At 70.6% G+C, this 15,596-nt stretch carries 9 protein-coding genes and 1 pseudogene; 5 read left to right on the forward strand and 5 right to left on the reverse strand.

What is annotated here, in order from left to right; translation table 11 throughout:
- Positions 1 to 85: 85 nt before the first annotated feature.
- Both ACQ9ZG_RS12240 and ACQ9ZG_RS12245 read left to right on the forward strand, forming a co-directional pair.
- Complete coding sequence (locus ACQ9ZG_RS12240) at positions 86 to 6,433, forward strand: RHS repeat domain-containing protein (protein WP_109914956.1); 6,348 nt, start codon at positions 86 to 88, stop codon at positions 6,431 to 6,433.
- A 57-nt stretch (positions 6,434 to 6,490) separates the two neighbouring features.
- Positions 6,491 to 6,808, forward strand: coding sequence for an MYXO-CTERM sorting domain-containing protein (locus tag ACQ9ZG_RS12245; RefSeq protein WP_109914955.1), 318 nt, complete (start codon positions 6,491 to 6,493; stop codon positions 6,806 to 6,808).
- 23 nt (positions 6,809 to 6,831) lie between these two features.
- Here ACQ9ZG_RS12245 and ACQ9ZG_RS12250 read toward each other — a convergent pair.
- A pseudogene (locus ACQ9ZG_RS12250) lies at positions 6,832 to 7,041 on the reverse strand (N-acetyltransferase); the annotation flags it as partial.
- 82 nt (positions 7,042 to 7,123) lie between these two features.
- Positions 7,124 to 7,885, reverse strand: a complete 762-nt coding sequence (locus tag ACQ9ZG_RS12255; RefSeq protein ID WP_109914954.1) for an HNH endonuclease family protein — start codon at positions 7,883 to 7,885, stop codon at positions 7,124 to 7,126.
- Between the two features lie 128 nt (positions 7,886 to 8,013).
- Here ACQ9ZG_RS12255 and ACQ9ZG_RS12260 point away from each other — a divergent pair, with 128 nt between their 5' ends.
- The gene (locus tag ACQ9ZG_RS12260) at positions 8,014 to 8,322 is read left to right on the forward strand and encodes a hypothetical protein (protein ID WP_026238377.1); all 309 of its coding nucleotides are present in this window, start codon (positions 8,014 to 8,016) and stop codon (positions 8,320 to 8,322) included.
- A 153-nt stretch (positions 8,323 to 8,475) separates the two neighbouring features.
- Here ACQ9ZG_RS12260 and ACQ9ZG_RS12265 read toward each other — a convergent pair whose 3' ends face one another.
- Both ACQ9ZG_RS12265 and ACQ9ZG_RS12270 read right to left on the reverse strand, forming a co-directional pair.
- Positions 8,476 to 9,255: a GntR family transcriptional regulator gene (locus ACQ9ZG_RS12265; RefSeq protein ID WP_109914953.1), complete on the reverse strand. Its 780-nt coding sequence runs from the start codon at positions 9,253 to 9,255 to the stop codon at positions 8,476 to 8,478.
- Positions 9,252 to 9,788, reverse strand: a complete 537-nt coding sequence (locus tag ACQ9ZG_RS12270; protein WP_109914952.1) for a GntR family transcriptional regulator — start codon at positions 9,786 to 9,788, stop codon at positions 9,252 to 9,254. The genes ACQ9ZG_RS12265 and ACQ9ZG_RS12270 overlap by 4 nt, the downstream gene beginning before the upstream one ends.
- 114 nt (positions 9,789 to 9,902) lie before the next feature.
- Here ACQ9ZG_RS12270 and ACQ9ZG_RS12275 point away from each other — a divergent pair, with 114 nt between their 5' ends.
- The gene (locus tag ACQ9ZG_RS12275; RefSeq protein ID WP_109914951.1) at positions 9,903 to 10,319 is read left to right on the forward strand and encodes an ATP-binding protein; all 417 of its coding nucleotides are present in this window, start codon (positions 9,903 to 9,905) and stop codon (positions 10,317 to 10,319) included.
- Between the two features lie 74 nt (positions 10,320 to 10,393).
- Here the strand turns inward: ACQ9ZG_RS12275 and mfd are convergent, their stop codons facing one another.
- Positions 10,394 to 13,927 carry a transcription-repair coupling factor gene (mfd, locus tag ACQ9ZG_RS12280; RefSeq protein ID WP_499280467.1) on the reverse strand — a complete coding sequence of 1,178 codons (3,534 nt, stop codon included), beginning with the start codon at positions 13,925 to 13,927 and terminating at the stop codon, positions 10,394 to 10,396.
- Positions 13,928 to 14,557: 630 nt separating this feature from the next.
- Between mfd and ACQ9ZG_RS12285 the strand changes: the two genes are divergently transcribed.
- Positions 14,558 to 15,553, forward strand: coding sequence for a helix-turn-helix transcriptional regulator (locus ACQ9ZG_RS12285; protein WP_028417606.1), 996 nt, complete (start codon positions 14,558 to 14,560; stop codon positions 15,551 to 15,553).
- Positions 15,554 to 15,596: the final 43 nt, after the last annotated feature.

Genomic DNA, 15,596 nt, shown 5'->3' on the forward strand with positions numbered 1-15,596 from the left:
TCGCGCCGGAGGCCGGCGGCGCAGTAGACCGCCAATACGCAATCGGGGGTGGGCAAGAGTTACAGCCGCCGCCACCGTGGTATTCATGGCGAGCGGATTCCTCGGCACCGACTTCGCGGTAGCGGCTACCAAGCCATCGCTTCCCGGGCTCGACGAAACCAAGCCCGTACCGGTGTCCCCGGTTCTGGCCAAGCGGCCCGGCGGCCGGGACGACGCCGCACGGGACGCGCTGAAGTCCGCGCCCAAGGCGGAGTGGCCGCGAAAGGGAGCGGCCCAGGTCGACATCCCCGGCAAGCGGGGGGACGCGAACCAGGCGGGCGACCTGCCCGTATCCGTCGGCCCCGCGTCAGACGACGCCGGGAACGGCACGAAGGACCGCGCCGGCGGCGAGACCAAGGCGCCGGCGCGTGCCCAGGTCCAGATCCTCGACCGCGCGACCAGTGACAAGCTGGGCGTGGACGGTCCGATCGTCGCGATCAGCCCGGCCGCCGGCTCTGGCGGCGATACGGATGCCAAGGTCCGCGTCACACTCGACTACTCCGACTTCGAGCGCGCCTACGGTGCGGACTGGGCCTCCCGGCTCCGCCTGGTGCAGCTGCCGGAGTGCGCCCTTGAGTCCCCGAACGCGAAGGGCTGCGCGGCGAGCGAGCAGCTCGCGACGGACAACGACGCCGACGCGAAGACCCTGAGCGCCGATGTGCCGGTGGACGCCGCGCCGGAGGAGTCCGGGAAGCCCGTCGAGGACGCGACCGGCGCCCGTCCGCAGGCCAGGTCCGCGGCTTCTTCCGGGATGACCGTGCTCGCCGCGACCGCCGCCCCGTCAGGCGGCGGCGGCGACTACAAGGCCACGCCCCTGGCGCCTTCGGGCCACTGGGCGGCGGGTTCCTCCAGCGGCGGGTTCAGCTGGGGCTACGACATCCAGATCCCCGAGACGCCGGGCAGCCTGGAGCCGGAGCTGGCGCTCGGCTACTCGTCGCAGGCGCTGGACGGCCTCACCGCCGCCACGAACAACCAGTCCAACTGGGCGGGTGACGGCTGGTCGCTGACCGAGAACTACATCGAGCGCCGCTACACGTCGTGCAACGACGACATGACAGGCGGCAACAACAAGGCGAAGAACGGTGACCAGTGCTGGTTCACCGACAACGCCACGATGTCGCTGAACGGTCAGTCGCACGAGCTGGTCAAGGACGACGAATCCGGCACCTGGAAGCTCAAGGACGACGACGGCACCAGGATCGAGCGGCTGACGGACACCGCCCGCGCCAACGGTGACAACGATGGCGAGTACTGGCGGATCACCACCACCGACGGCACCCAGTACCACTTCGGCTACAACCGGCTGCCTGGCTGGTCCGCCGGGAAGCCCGAGACCCGCTCGACCTGGACCGTGCCGGTCTACGGCAACCAGCCGGGCGAGCCCTGCTACAAGTCCGCGTTCGCCGACTCCTCCTGCCAGCAGGCCTGGCGCTGGAACCTCGACTACGTCAAGGACACCAACGCCAACGCCACCGCGTACTACTACGCGGCCGAGACCAACCGCTACGCGCGTGGCGCCAACCCGGCCACCGGCCTGGGCACCGTCACCGAGTACACGCGTGGCGGCCACCCGCTGCGCATCGAGTACGGCCTGCGCGCCGACGACATCTACGGCTCCAACGCCGCCGCCGCGAAGGTCGAGTTCACGGTTGCCGAGCGCTGTCTCCCCGACGCCGGCTTCGACTGCGCCCCCGCCAAGATGACCACGGCCAACGCCAAGCGCTGGCCCGACGTCCCGGTGGACCAGCACTGCAAGGCCGGCGAGGACTGCAAGAACAAGATCGCCCCCACCTTCTGGACCACCAAGCGGCTGACCCAGATCGCCACCAAGGCGCTGGTCGGCTCCGGCTACCAGACGGTGGACACCTGGGACCTCCGCCACCAGTTCCCCGACCCCGGTGACGGTTCGACCCCTGCCCTGTGGCTCGCGGGCATCACCCGCACCGGCCACACGGGCGACGCTCCCCAGAAGCTGCCCGAGGTCACCTTCATGGGCCAGCAGCTGGCCAACCGCGTGGACTCCACGGGCGACGGTATTCCGCCCATCGTCCGCTACCGGGTGCGCCAGGTGAACACCGAGACCGGCGGCACCACCGGTGTCACCTACTCGGCCCCGGACTGCCAGCCGGGCAGCCTGCCCGCCGAGGCGTCCAACACCAAGCGCTGCTACCCCGTCTACTGGTCATCCGCCGATTCCCCGGCCGCCGACTACAAGCCGGTCAAGGACTGGTTCCACAAGTACGTGGTCACCCGGGTCCTGGAGAACGACCTCGTCGGTGGCTCGCCCACCCAGCAGACCGACTACACCTACGTGGGCGGCGCGGCCTGGGCCAAGAGCGAGGACCAGTTCACCAAGGCCGCACACCGCACCTACAGCGACTTCCGCGGTTACGGCGAGGTCCGCACCCAGGTCGGTAACGGCATCGACGGCACCAGGCTGGACAGCAGGACGCGCTACTTCCGCGGTATCGAGGGCGCCAAGGTCGCCGACTTCGAGGGCAACGAGGTCGCCGACCACCCGGCCTTCGCGGGCATCGAGCGCGCCGAGGCCACCTACGACGGCGGCACGCTGATAGAGGAGGAGACCAGCACCCCCTGGCGCAAGGGCCCCACGGCCACCCGCGCCCGGCCCGGCCTGCCCGCGCTCACCGCGCACATGACGGACGTGCGGGAGGAGACGGAACGCAGCCAGGCCAAGGGCGGCGGCTGGCAGCGCACCAAGACCGAGCGCACCTTCGACGCGTACGGCATGGAGGCCACCGAGACGGACCACGGCGACATCGCCAGGACCGGCGACGAGTCCTGCACCGTCACCACCTACGCCCGCAACACCTCCGCCAACATCCTGGAACTGGAGGCCTCGGAGAAGACGTCGGTGGGCACGTGCGCCTCGCCCGCCGAGGTGATGACCGAGGAGCGCACGTACTACGACGGTTCGGGCACGCTGGGCGCCGCCCCCACCAAGGGCAACCCCACCCGCGTGGACGAGACCGACGGCAAGGGCACCGGCTTCGTCACCGCGGCCACGACGTCGTATGACGCGTACGGCCGCCCGGTGTCGGTCAAGGACGCCGAGAACCGCGAGGTCAAGACCGCCTACACCCCGGTCACGGGTCCCACGACCAAGACCGTGGTGACCAATCCGCTGGGCCACACCCTCACGACGGAGTTCGACCCGCGGCGCAACGTGGCGGTCTCCGAGACCGACACCAACGGCAAGCGGTCGGACATCGCCTACGACGCGCTCGGCCGCGTCGCCAAGGTATGGGAACCGGGCCGGAGCAAGGGCCAGTACCCCGCGTCGCCCAGCGCCGCGTATGAGTACCGGATCTCCCGCACCGAGCCCGCCGCCATCACCACGCGCGAGGTCCGCGGCGACGGCTCCACGGAGACCAGCTACGTCCTCTATGACGGCCTGCTGCGCGAGCGGCAGACCCAGAGCCTGACGGCCAGCGGCAGCGGCCGCCTGCTGACGGAGTCGCAGTACGACTCGCGTGGCCTCGAGTGGAAGACGTTCGACGACTACTTCGCGACCGGTGACCCGGAGGCGAAGCTGGTGACGGGTGACGACACCAAGTCCCCGGCCGTCCTCCGCTCCGTCTTCGACGGCGCCGGGCGGACCACCGAGTCCATCGCCATGAAGTACGGGACGGAGACCCACCGCACCAAGACGGTCCACGACGGCAACCACACCACGGTCATCCCGCCCGAGGGAGGCAAGGCGTCGACCACCGTCGCCGACGCGCTGGGCCGGACCACGGAGATCGTCGAGTACACCAACGCCGCCCGCACCACGTCCCAGTCCATCAAGTACGAGTACGACAAGCGCGGTCAGCTCTCCCGGGTCATCGACCCGGCGGGCAACGAGCGGACGTTCGCCTACGACACGCGCGGGCGGCAGATCCGGGCCGAGGACCCCGACCAGGGCGTCAACACCGTGACGTACGACGTCATGGACCGTCCGGTCACCAGCACCGACGCCCGCGGCACCACCCTGACCACCGTCTACGACGCGCTGGGCCGCGCGACCGCGGTCAAGCAGGGCTCCAAGGTCCTGTCGGAGTGGGTCTACGACGCGGTCGCCAAGGGTGAGATCAGCGAGTCCCGCAGGTACGTGGACGGCAGCCCCTTCACTCAGAAGGTCACCGGCTACAACGACGAGTACCAGATCACCGGTCTGGATGTCACCATCCCCGCCTCGGCGGGCGAGCTGGCGGGCACGTACAAGTGGGGCTTCGGCTACAACAAGGACACCGGGCTGCTGACCCAGATCAACCAGCCCGCCATCGGTGACCTGCCCGCGGAACGTGTGGCTACCCGGTACGACGCGGACGACAAGGCCCAGGGCCTGACCGCGGGCGGCCGCATCCTGGTCAACTCGACGGCGTACGACGTCTTCGGGCGGGCCCAGCGCACCGAGTACAACGACCAGGCACGCCGCCTCTTCCGCAGCTGGTCCTACGACGAGCACACCGGAGAGCTGCTCCGGGTCACCACCGACCGGACGCAGGCACCGCACCGGGTCGACGACACGCGCTACCGGTACGACCTGGCCGGCAACATCACCAGCATCACCACTGAGACAGGCGAGGATCAGGCGAAGCAGACGGACACCCAGTGCTTCGTCACCGACTCCCTGGAGCGGATGACGCAGGCCTGGACCGCGACCGACGACTGCGCCGCGGGCCCGTCCGCGGCGAACGTCGGTGGCCCGAAGCCGTACTGGCTGTCCTACAGCTACGACGCGCTCGGCAACCGCACCAAGGAGACCCGTCACGACATCGGCGGCAACACCGCCGACGACACGGTGCGCGGCTACTCCTACGACAAGCAGGCGGGCTCGAAGCCGACCGCGCTGGACTCGGTCGAGACCACCAAGGGCGGCACGACGGCCACGACGGACTCGTTCACCTATGACGAGGCCGGCAACACCGTCACCCGCAAGTCCGACGGCCGGGACCAGAAGCTGACCTGGGACGCCGAGAACCAGCTCACCAAGGTCGAGGAGCAGGGCAAGGTCAGCACCGAGTACACCTACGACGCCGAGGGCAACCGCCTCCTCAGGAAGGACGCCACCGGCACGACGCTCTATCTTCCCGGCGGCAACGAACTCCTGCTCAAGCCCGACGGCAAGAAGGCGGGCACCCGCTACTACGACTTCGACGGCGAGACCGTCGCGGCTCGTACGGACGGCGCGATCCAGTTCCTCTTCAGTGACCATCACGGCACGGGGACGACAGCGATCGACGCCACGACACAGGATGTCTTCCAGCGCTCTCTCGACCCGTTCGGGGCGGAGCGCGGAACCTCTTCCGGTATCTGGCCGGTGGACCGGGGCTTCGTCAACGGCGTCATGGACGACACGGGGCTGACCCAGTTGGGCGCCCGCGCCTACGATCCGAAGCTGGGCCGGTTCCTGAGCGTCGACCCGTTGGCTGACTTCGGCGATTCGCAGCGCATGAACGCGTACGCCTACGCCAACAACAACCCGGTCACCTTCTCCGACCCGGACGGCCTCTTCTTCGGAAAGATCAAGCAAGCGGCGAAGAAGGTCGGGGCCAAGGTCAAGAAGGTCACCAAGAAGGCGGTCAAGAAGGCCACGAAGGTCGTCAAGAAGGCGGTCAAGGCGACCAAGAAGGCCGTAGCCACGGTCAAGAAGGTCGTCAAGAAGGTGGCCAAGACCGTCAAGAAGGTGGTCAAGAAGGCCGCCAAAGTCGTCAAGAAGGTGGTCAAGAAGACCGTCAGAGTCGTCAAGAAGTATGCGGCGAAGACCTCCAAGTATGTGAAGAACAAGGCCAACAGCGCCAAGAAATGGGCGAGCAACACCTGGAGTTCCACCAAGAAGGCGGCCAAGACCGCCGGTCAGAAGGTGTCCAGCGGAGCCAAGGCGGCTGCCTCCAGCGCAGGCAAGGCCGCCTCCAGCGTCGGCAAGGCCGCGAGCAAGCACCGCGGCGGCATCATCGGCGGGGTCGGAGCCGCCCTGTCCATCGGCGGCGCCCTGGTGACAGGCCAGTCATCGGGCGGCGGCGTCGCCGACCTGCTCGGGCGCGTAAGCTCCCTGGCGGGCTCGGCCGCGTCGATCGCGGCGATCATCCCCGGCGGGCAGGGAGCGGCGGCGGCGCTGGCGCTGGTGTCCATCGGCACAGGGGTGGCAAGCACCGCCGTGTACGCCGCAAACAAGGACTGGGACGGTGCGCGCAACGCCGCGATCGGAACTGCCCTGGGCGGCATCGGCTTCGGTGCGGGACGAGTGGTAGGGAGGGCGATGAGCACCAACGCGTTCACCGGTATGACGGGCCGAACCTACTCCGAGACGCACCAGAAGGTCGTGCAGACCGGGCTGACCGATCTACCTGGCCTCGCGTTCGCGCACGCCACCACCGATTACCGATAGTCACACGGGTGCCCAGGGTCAACCACCCTGGGCACCCGTCCTGACCAGAGGAACAGCATGACCGAAAAGTCAGAAGAAGACCGCCGCGACACCGGGGCACGCGACAGCCTCTCCCTGCGTACTGCCTGCAGCCTGCTGCCCTTCGAGCCGAACGGCGAGCGGATTCCGGTGTCCTACATGGAGCACCGCCTTGGCCTCTCTCTGTTCATCATCGGGCCGGGAGGGCTGTTCGTGGGCGCCCTGGCCGCGCTCGACGCGCAATGGTGGTTCGCCGTCGTCTGCGGGGCCGCGGGACTGGGCGCGACCATCGTGAGCGTGCTCATGGTCCTGGGCCTGATGGAACTGCGCACGCGGCGCCGCGGGCGCGCCTCATGAGCTGACGGGAGGGTGCGCGCCCCTCACACCCGGTGCCGCACCCACACATTGGGCTCCGTGTAGACGGCGTACCCGTGTACGGGCGAGCAGTGCACCGGCACCAGGGCGCCCGGCACCTCCACCGGGCCCTCGGTGTAGAACGGCAGCCCGGTCCAGGATCGCCACTGCTCCGGCGTCCCGCTCACCGTCATCGGCACCGGGGCCACCGAGTCGACGACTCCGCCCGCCCGTACGACGTGATCTGCGGCGGCAAGGTCCAGGCGTCAGCCGGCGGGACCATGGACCGTGGTCCCGCCGGGCGGCCGGACGGCCGGTTCATCCCCCGCACTGGGCGAGCATGGCCCGCTTGTCCGGCGGGGTGACGGGGAGTTCGTACTTCAGCGCCACCTGGGCGAAGCGCACCGCGTACGAGCAGCGGACCGGCTTGTACGGCGGCAGCCAGGAGGCCGGGCCGGAGTCGCCCTTGGCGTTGTTGGCCGGGCCGTCCACCGGCAGGAGGTTGAGCGGGTCGTTGGCGATCCGCTGCCGTTTGGCGGCGCTCCAATGGGCGGCGCCCAGCTGCCAGTTGTACGACAGCGGCACCACATGGTCGATCTGCACCCGGTCCGCCCGCCGTTTGCGCCAGTCGATGGACTCGCCCGTGTAGGGGTCCTTGAGCTTCATCGCGACGACAACGCAGCGGGAGCCCGAGCGGTGCTCGATGTCCCGGCCGTCGCGGGCGAGGAGGTCGTTGCGGGTGTCGCAGCCGTTCTGGGCGTACGGGACCCCGTCGACCTCGTCCTTCCACGCCGGGCCGAACCTGCTCCGCCCGTACCCGGTCTTCGGGCCGCGCCCCTTGGTGGCGACCTTCTCGATGACCGCCCGCGCGGCGGCCCGCTCCCCCTCCGACACGATGGGCGCGAGCCCCGGCCCCGTACCGTCGGGATTCCCCAGCGGGCTGACCCCGAACCCGTCGACGGACTCCCCGCCACCGCTCCCGCCCGCACGCCCGTCGGGCCCGCACCCGGCCAGGGCGAGCGCGGCGAGGGCGCCGAGGGCGGACAGGGCCAGGGCCCGGGGCGTACGGGGAGGGAGCACGAGAAGCCGTCCTGACGGGGGCGAGAACCGGACACGCGAATCCTATGGTTGACCTCAAGTCGGGTTGAGCTTCTAGGGTCGGGGTGCCCCTGTCGACGTGTTGGGACGTACCCCCGGAAGGAACGGCCATGAGGACGCTGGTGCTGGGAAGGACGCCCGCCAGGGTGGCAGCTGTGCTGGCCACGCTGCGCGAGGACGGTTTCGACGCGGAGGGGGTGAGCACCGACGAGGAGACCCGGAAGCTGCTGGAGACCGAGGAGTTCGGGGTGCTGATCATCGGCGGGGGTGTGGGTCCGGACTCCCGCGCCACGATCAAGGAACTCGCGGCGCGGCACCGGGTGCGGCGGGTGATCGACGGCGCCCTGTCGGCCCCGTTCGACGTCTACGTACGGCGGGAGTTCGAACCGCTGATCCGGGAGACCGCCGCGGAGGGGTGACCCCCTCCGGCAGCCCACCGGCGAACGGGCCGGATGGACCCAGGGTCAGGAAGGCTCGGGCCCGTTGTCCCGTTCGCCGCTTCGCCTTCAGCCTTCGGACACTCCGCCGGCCCGTACCGACACCTCCGGCCGGCGGATCCGTGAGGGTGCTGGTCACCCCGGGGTGAACTCGTACTGCACCTCGTACAGATGCCCCGCCTTGACCATCACCGTGGCCTCGATGGGCCGGTCGTGGTCGCTGAACACCACGCGCAGGGTGCGCAGGACCGGCAGGTCGCCGGGGAGGCGGAGGAGGCTGTACTGCTCCTGGGTGGCGACACGCGCCGAGACCCGGTCCACGCTGAGCCGGGGCGGGTGGCCCAGGGAGGCCAGGAGGGTGGGCGTGCCTCCCGGGATCCGGCGGCGCTCGGTGATGGCCGTACCTTCGGCGATGTCCAGCGGGTAGTAGGACGACACGAGTTCGGCGGGCTCGTCGTCGATCGACAGCAGTTGGCGACGGAGGATGGCCGTACCGCCCGGCCGGAGCCCGAGCGCGTCGGCCACATCCGCCGGAGGGACTGCCTCGGTGACGTCCAGCAGTGTGCTGCGGGCACGGGCGCCGGAGTTCGCCGCCTCGGTCAGCCAGCGGTAGGGCTCGCCCGATGGTGACGGCGCCATGTACGCGGCGGGCCGTATCGTGCGCTGGCGGTGTTCGCGTACGGTCACCGAAGAGCCTGCCCGTCCGACCACCAACTGCTCGCTCTTGAGGCGCTGCACAGCCTTCTGGACCGTGGCGTTCGCCGCGCCGAACCTCTCCTTCAGCTGTGCGGTGGAGGGAAGACTGTCCCCCGGAGCCAGTTCCCCGGACATGATGTCGTCCCGCAGATCGGCCGCGATCCGCTCGTGCAGCGGGCGGCCGTCCGCCTCTTCCGTCTCGGGTCCGCGCACCGTCATCCGATCCTGATCTCGTACCGCAGTCTCTGGCCCCGGGAAGGCATCACCATCACGTCGGCCTGGATCGGCCGGCCGGCCGCGTCCAGGGTGAGCCGGGTCAGTTCGAGGACCGGCTCGCCGTCCTTCAGCGACAGGGCCGCCCGCTCGCTCCCGGACGGCGTGCGGGCCACCACGTCCTCCTGCGCCAGGGTGCCGACGTGACCGAGTTCCGCGAGCAGCCGGACGGCTCCGCCACGGATCTTCGCCGTGCCCGCCAGCCCTGTGCCCCGGGCGATGCCCACGGGGTAGTAGGTGTCGGTCAACTCGCAGGGCTCACCGTCGAGATACATGATCCGGCACCGCTCGACGACCTGCCCGCCCCGCTCCACTCCGAGCAGGTCGGCCACCCGGTCCGGGGCGGCCACTTCACCGGCGCGCACCACCTTCTGTGTACCCCGCCGTCCTGCCGCCGCCGCCTCGGCGCCCCAGGCATCGCCTGGGGCGGACGGCGCCAGGTAGCGAGCGGACGCACTGACCATCTCGCCCTCACCCATGGCTCCTCCTTCACCGTTCGGACCACGCCGCTGCACACGGTAGGCGACTCCGTCGAACACCCCAGAGAGCACCTTGCCTGCTTTCGCGAATAGCAGTACGGCCCTCTCGTTGTCATCCACGAGCAAGGCGGTGAACCACCGTGTCTCTCTCAGTTACGGCTCTTTCCTCGACGGCGCCCCTCCGTCCACGCCTCCCGGGAATTCGTCGCCAACGCCCTCACCGGGTGGCAGCTCACCGCCCTGATCGATGACATACAGCTCTGCGTCTCCGAGCCGGCCACCAACGCCCTGCTCCACGGCGCCCCACCGAGACGGGAATTCGCCGTTCGGCTCGAACTGACTGACGACTTCGTGCGGCTGGAGGTCCGCGACAGCGGTGACGGCCGACCGGTTGTCCAGGATGCCGACGAGAGCAGTTGCTCCGGGCGCGGCCTGTTCCTCGTCAGTGAACTCGCCTCGGACTTCGGCATCGACGACCACACCGTGGGCAAAACGGTCTGGGCCGCGTTCAAGCGGCCCGCAGTGCCCTAGCGACGGAGACGGAAACGCACCGCACCCCGCCGGTTCAGCCCGGCGGGGCGCGGTGGACCGGAACTCCACCGGCCCTACGACCCCAGGATCGTCGCCAGGAACTCGCCCGTCCACGACAGCAGTTCGCGGCCCACCACCGGCTTGCCGCCGATCCTGCCCGTGGTCGGGCGCGGGACCAGGATCTGGTGGGCGGCGGGCTTGATGACCGTCTTGGGGTGGAGGCGCTTGAGGCGGAGTTCCTGGGACTCGCGCAGCTCCACGGGGGCGAAGCGGATGTTGGAGCCCTGGAGGACGATCTCGCCCACTCCGCAGGCGCGGGCCAGCATGCGGAGGCCGGCGACCAGGAGGAGGTTCTCGACCGGTTCGGGCAACGGGCCGTAGCGGTCGGTGAGTTCCTCGCGGACCGCTCGGATGTCGTCCTCCGAGGTGGCCTGGGCGATCGCGCGGTACGCCTGGAGGCGGAGGCGCTCGCCGGGGGCGTAGTCGTGCGGGACGTGCGCGTCGACCGGGAGCTCGATCTTGACCTCCAGCGGGGGCTCCTCCTCGACCGAGCCGTCCATCTGGGCCCGGTAGTCGGCGACTGCCTCGCCCACCATGCGGATGTACAGGTCGAAGCCGACGCCCGCGATGTGGCCGGACTGCTCGCCGCCCAGCAGGTTGCCCGCGCCCCGGATCTCCAGGTCCTTCATCGCCACGTACATGCCCGCGCCCATCTCCGTGTGCTGGGCGATCGTCGCCAGGCGCTCGTGGGCGGTCTCCGTCAGGGGCTTCTCGGGCGGGTAGAGGAAGTAGGCATAGCCCCGGTCCCGGCCTCGGCCCACCCGGCCGCGCAGCTGGTGGAGCTGGGAGAGACCGAAGTTGTCGCCGCGCTCCACGATCAGGGTGTTGGCGTTGGAGATGTCGATGCCGGACTCGACGATCGTCGTGGAGACCAGGACGTCGAACTTCTTCTCCCAGAAGTCCACCACCACCTGTTCCAGGGCCTGTTCGGACATCTGCCCGTGGGCCGTCGCGATCCGCGCCTCGGGGACGATCTCGCGCAGCCGGGCGGCGGCCCGGTCGATCGACTCGACCCGGTTGTGGATGTAGAACGCCTGGCCCTCGCGCAGGAGTTCACGGCGGATCGCCGCGCCGATCTGCTTCTCCTCGTACGGGCCGACGAAGGTGAGCACCGGGTGGCGCTCCTCCGGCGGGGTGGTGATCGTGGACATCTCGCGGATGCCGGTGACCGCCATTTCGAGCGTACGGGGGATGGGCGTCGCGGACATGGTGAGGACGTCCACGTTGGCGCGGAGCTTCTTCAGCTGCTCCTTGTGCTCGACGCCGAACCGCTGCTCCTCGTCCACGATGACCAGGCCGAGGTCCTTGAACTTCGTCTCGGAGGAGAAGAGGCGGTGCGTGCCGATGACCAGGTCGACCGAGCCGTCCCGCAGGCCTTCGAGGGTCGCTTTTGATTCCGTTTCGGACTGGAAGCGGCTCAGCGCGCGGACGTTGACCGGGAATTGGGAGTAGCGCTCGGTGAACGTGCCGTAGTGCTGCTGGACCAGGAGCGTGGTGGGGACGAGCACCGCCACCTGCTTGCCGTCCTGGACCGCCTTGAACGCGGCCCGCACCGCGATCTCCGTCTTGCCGTAGCCGACGTCACCGCAGATCAGCCGGTCCATCGGGACCGTCTTCTCCATGTCCTCCTTGACCTCGGCGATGGTGGAGAGCTGGTCGGGCGTCTCCGCGTACGGGAACGCGTCCTCCAGCTCCCGCTGCCACGGGGTGTCGGGGGCGAAGGAGTGGCCGGGGGCCGCCATCCGGGCCGAGTACAGCTTGATCAGGTCGGCGGCGATCTCCTTGACCGCCTTCTTCGCCCGCTGCTTGGTCTTCGTCCAGTCGGCGCCGCCGAGCCGGTGCAGGGTCGGGGCCTCGCCGCCGACGTACTTGGTGACCTGCTCCAGCTGGTCGGTCGGGATGTAGAGCCGGTCGCCGGGCTGGCCGCGCTTGGCGGGGGCGTACTCGACCAGCAGGTATTCGCGGGTCGCGCCCTGGACCGTGCGCTGCACCATCTCCACGTACCGGCCCACGCCGTGCTGCTCGTGGACGATGTAGTCGCCCGCCTCCAGCGTCAGCGGGTCGATCGTCTTCCGGCGCCGGGCCGGCATCCGGCCGAGGTCCTTGGTGGCCGTGCGCTGGCCGGTCAGGTCGGTCTCGGTGAGCACCGCCAGCTTCAGAGCCGGGTCCACGAAACCCTGGTCGAGCGCGCCGCAGGAGACGTGGACGACGGACGGGGCGATCTCGGCCAGGTCCGGGACGAAGCGGGCCGCGATGCCCTCGCCGCCGAGCACCTCGACCGTACGGGAGGCGAGCCCCTGGCCCTCCGTCACGTACACCGTGCGCCAGCCCTCGGCCAGCCACCCCTTGGTGTCGGCCAGGGCGCGGGCGGTGTCGCCCCGGTACGCCTCGGGGGCGTGCATCGACAGCTTGAGGGTGTCCTCGTCCAGGTCGGCGTCCTCCGCCGCGAACGGGGAGGTCGACCACCACATCATCCCCAGCTCACGGGCCCGGTCCCGGACGTCCGCGATGCTCCGCAGCGAGGCCGCGCCCACGTCGATCGGGGCCTCGCCCCCGCCCGCGCTCGCCGCCCACGACGCCGTCAGGAACTCCTGGCTCGTCGCCACCAGGTCCGCCGCCCGCGTCCGCACCCGCTCCGGGTCGCAGACCAGCGCCATCGCGCCCTTCGGCAGCACGTCGAGCAGCAGCTCCATGTCGTCCACCAGCACCGGGGCCAGCGACTCCATGCCCTCGACCGCGATGCCCTCCGCGATCTTGCCGAGCAGCTCGCCCAGCTCCGGGTGCTCCTCGGCGAGGGCGGCGGCCCGCTCCCGTACTCCGTCGGTCAGCAGCAGCTCACGGCAGGGGGGCGCCCACAGTCCGTGCGCGGCGACTTCCAGGGACCGCTGGTCGGCGATCTTGAAGTACCGGATCTCCTCCACGTCGTCGCCCCAGAACTCCACCCGAAGGGGGTGCTCCTCGGTCGGCGGGAAGACGTCCAGGATCCCGCCCCGTACGGCGAACTCGCCCCGCTTCTCCACCAGCTCCACCCGGGAGTACGCGGCGGCCGCCAGCGCCTCCACCACCTCGCCCAGGTCCGCGCTCTGCCCGCTGGTCAGCGAGACCGGCTCCAGCTCCCCCAGCCCCTTGACCTGCGGTTGCAGTACGGAACGGATCGGCGCCACGACGACGGAGACCGGGCCCGTCTCCGGGTCGTCCTCGCGCGGGTGCGCCAGCCTGCGCAGCACGGCGAGGCGGCGGCCCACGGTGTCCGAGCGCGGCGAGAGGCGCTCGTGCGGCAGGGTCTCCCAGGACGGGAACTCCGCCACCGTGTCCGGCGGCAGCAGCGTCCGCAGGGCGGCGGCCAGGTCCTCGGCCTCCCGGCCGGTCGCGGTGACGGCCAGCACGGTCCGGCCGGTCTGCCGGGCCAGCGCGGCCACGGCGAAGGGCCGGGCGCCGGGCGGACCCACCAGGTCGACATGCGTACGGTGGCCGTCGGCGGCGGCCTTGACCGCCTCGGCGATCGCCGGGTCCGTCACGACGACATCCAGCAGACCGTGCAGGCTCATAGGGGCATCCGTCCGGGTCTTGAGGTGTTCAGGTGTGCACGAGGTGTTCGGGTGGGGCCGCGGCAGCCGGCTGCCGCGGCCGGGGGGCAACGCGAAGAGCCCGACACGTGGGACGAGCCGGGGGTTCCAGACTACGACCCGGTGGTGACAGTCGCTCCCGCAAGCCGGAGGGTGGCCGGTATGCGGGCCCGCGCGGGCGGTGGTCCCCGGCGGGGGCGGCGGGTGGCGGGGCGTCGTCCAGGACGCATACCGGGGCGGAGGCGTGGGGAGTCTCTACGGGTGTCGGGTGCGGGGCGTCCGTCCATGACCGGTTCACGCCGTCCGGAAGGCCGCCCCTCTCGGGTACCCGCGGTACCCCTCCCCGTCCGTCCGTCGCTCCACCAGCACCGCTCGTCGCCAGTCGCCCACCGTTCATCTCCGTACGGCACACAGTTCCGTCCGGGGTCCTCACAGGAGTGATCCCAGCGTCTAGTCTGTGGCCGACCATGGCACGAACGGTTTCCGAAGGATCCACCGGCGCACGAACAGTTCCACCGGCCGCCACAGCGGGCGGCGACCGGCAACCGCAGGGCGATCCCCCGCGGTGCACGGACTCAAGCGGACACCAGGTATCGGGTATCGGGGGCGTACGTGGGCGAGAACGAGATGGCGGTTTTCGGAGTCTCCGGCGCCGAGGAGGAGATCTACCGCCACTTCCTGCGCAACCCCTCCACCGCCGCCGACGACCTCCACCTCCTCCTGCACACCGAGCCCGGCCAGGCCCGCGTCCGGATCGACCGGCTGCGGGAGCTGGGGCTGCTGCGCGTGGAGGACGACGGCCGCCGGATCGCCCCCGAGGACCCCGAGACCGCCCTCTCCCGTCTGATCGACCTGCGGCTCCACGCACTCCACCAGGAGCTGCAGCGCGTCACCAGGTCGCGGCACGTCATTGATGGTCTACGCGCGGAGCAGGGGGCCCGCACACCGCCTCCGCAGGGCATCGAGCAGCTGGAGGGGCTGGCCCAGATCCGCAACCGGATCGACGACCTCGCCTTCTTCGCCCGGGACGAGATCCTCTCCGTGGAGCCGTACACCCGGCTCTCCCCGGAGAACATCGCCCGCTCCAGACCGCTGGACCTGCGCTGTCTGAGACGGGGGGTCAAGATCCGCAACGTCGTCTCCGCCGTCGCCCTCCAGGACCCGCCCACCGCCGCCTATCTGCGGGAGCTGTCCGAGCACGGGGCGTGCATCCGGGTCACCGCCGACACCACCGAACGGCTCCTCGTCTACGACCGCCGGGCCGCCCTCGTCCCGCTGGACCCCCGCGACACCTCCCGGGGCGCGCTGCTGGCCCACCGCAGCGGTCTCGTCTCCAACATCATCGCGCTCTTCGAACGGATCTGGGACCAGGCCCACGAGCTGCCCACGGCCGACGGCGGGGGCGGGCCGGCGCGCGACGGGCTCTCCGCCATGGAGCGGCGGGTCCTGGTGGCGATGTGCACGGTCGGCAAGGACGAGGCCGGGGCCCGGGAGCTGGGCGTGTCGGTGCGGACCTACCGCCGCCATGTCGCCGAGCTGATGCAGACCCTGGGCGCCGCCAGCCGCGCCCAGGCCGCGCTGCTCGCCCGGGAGCGGGGCTGGATCTGACGCGTCCGGTACGGGGCCCGATCACGGGGGCCTGCTACCGGGG

This window comes from Streptomyces araujoniae, assembly GCF_050871195.1.
Classification (GTDB): domain Bacteria; phylum Actinomycetota; class Actinomycetes; order Streptomycetales; family Streptomycetaceae; genus Streptomyces; species Streptomyces bacillaris.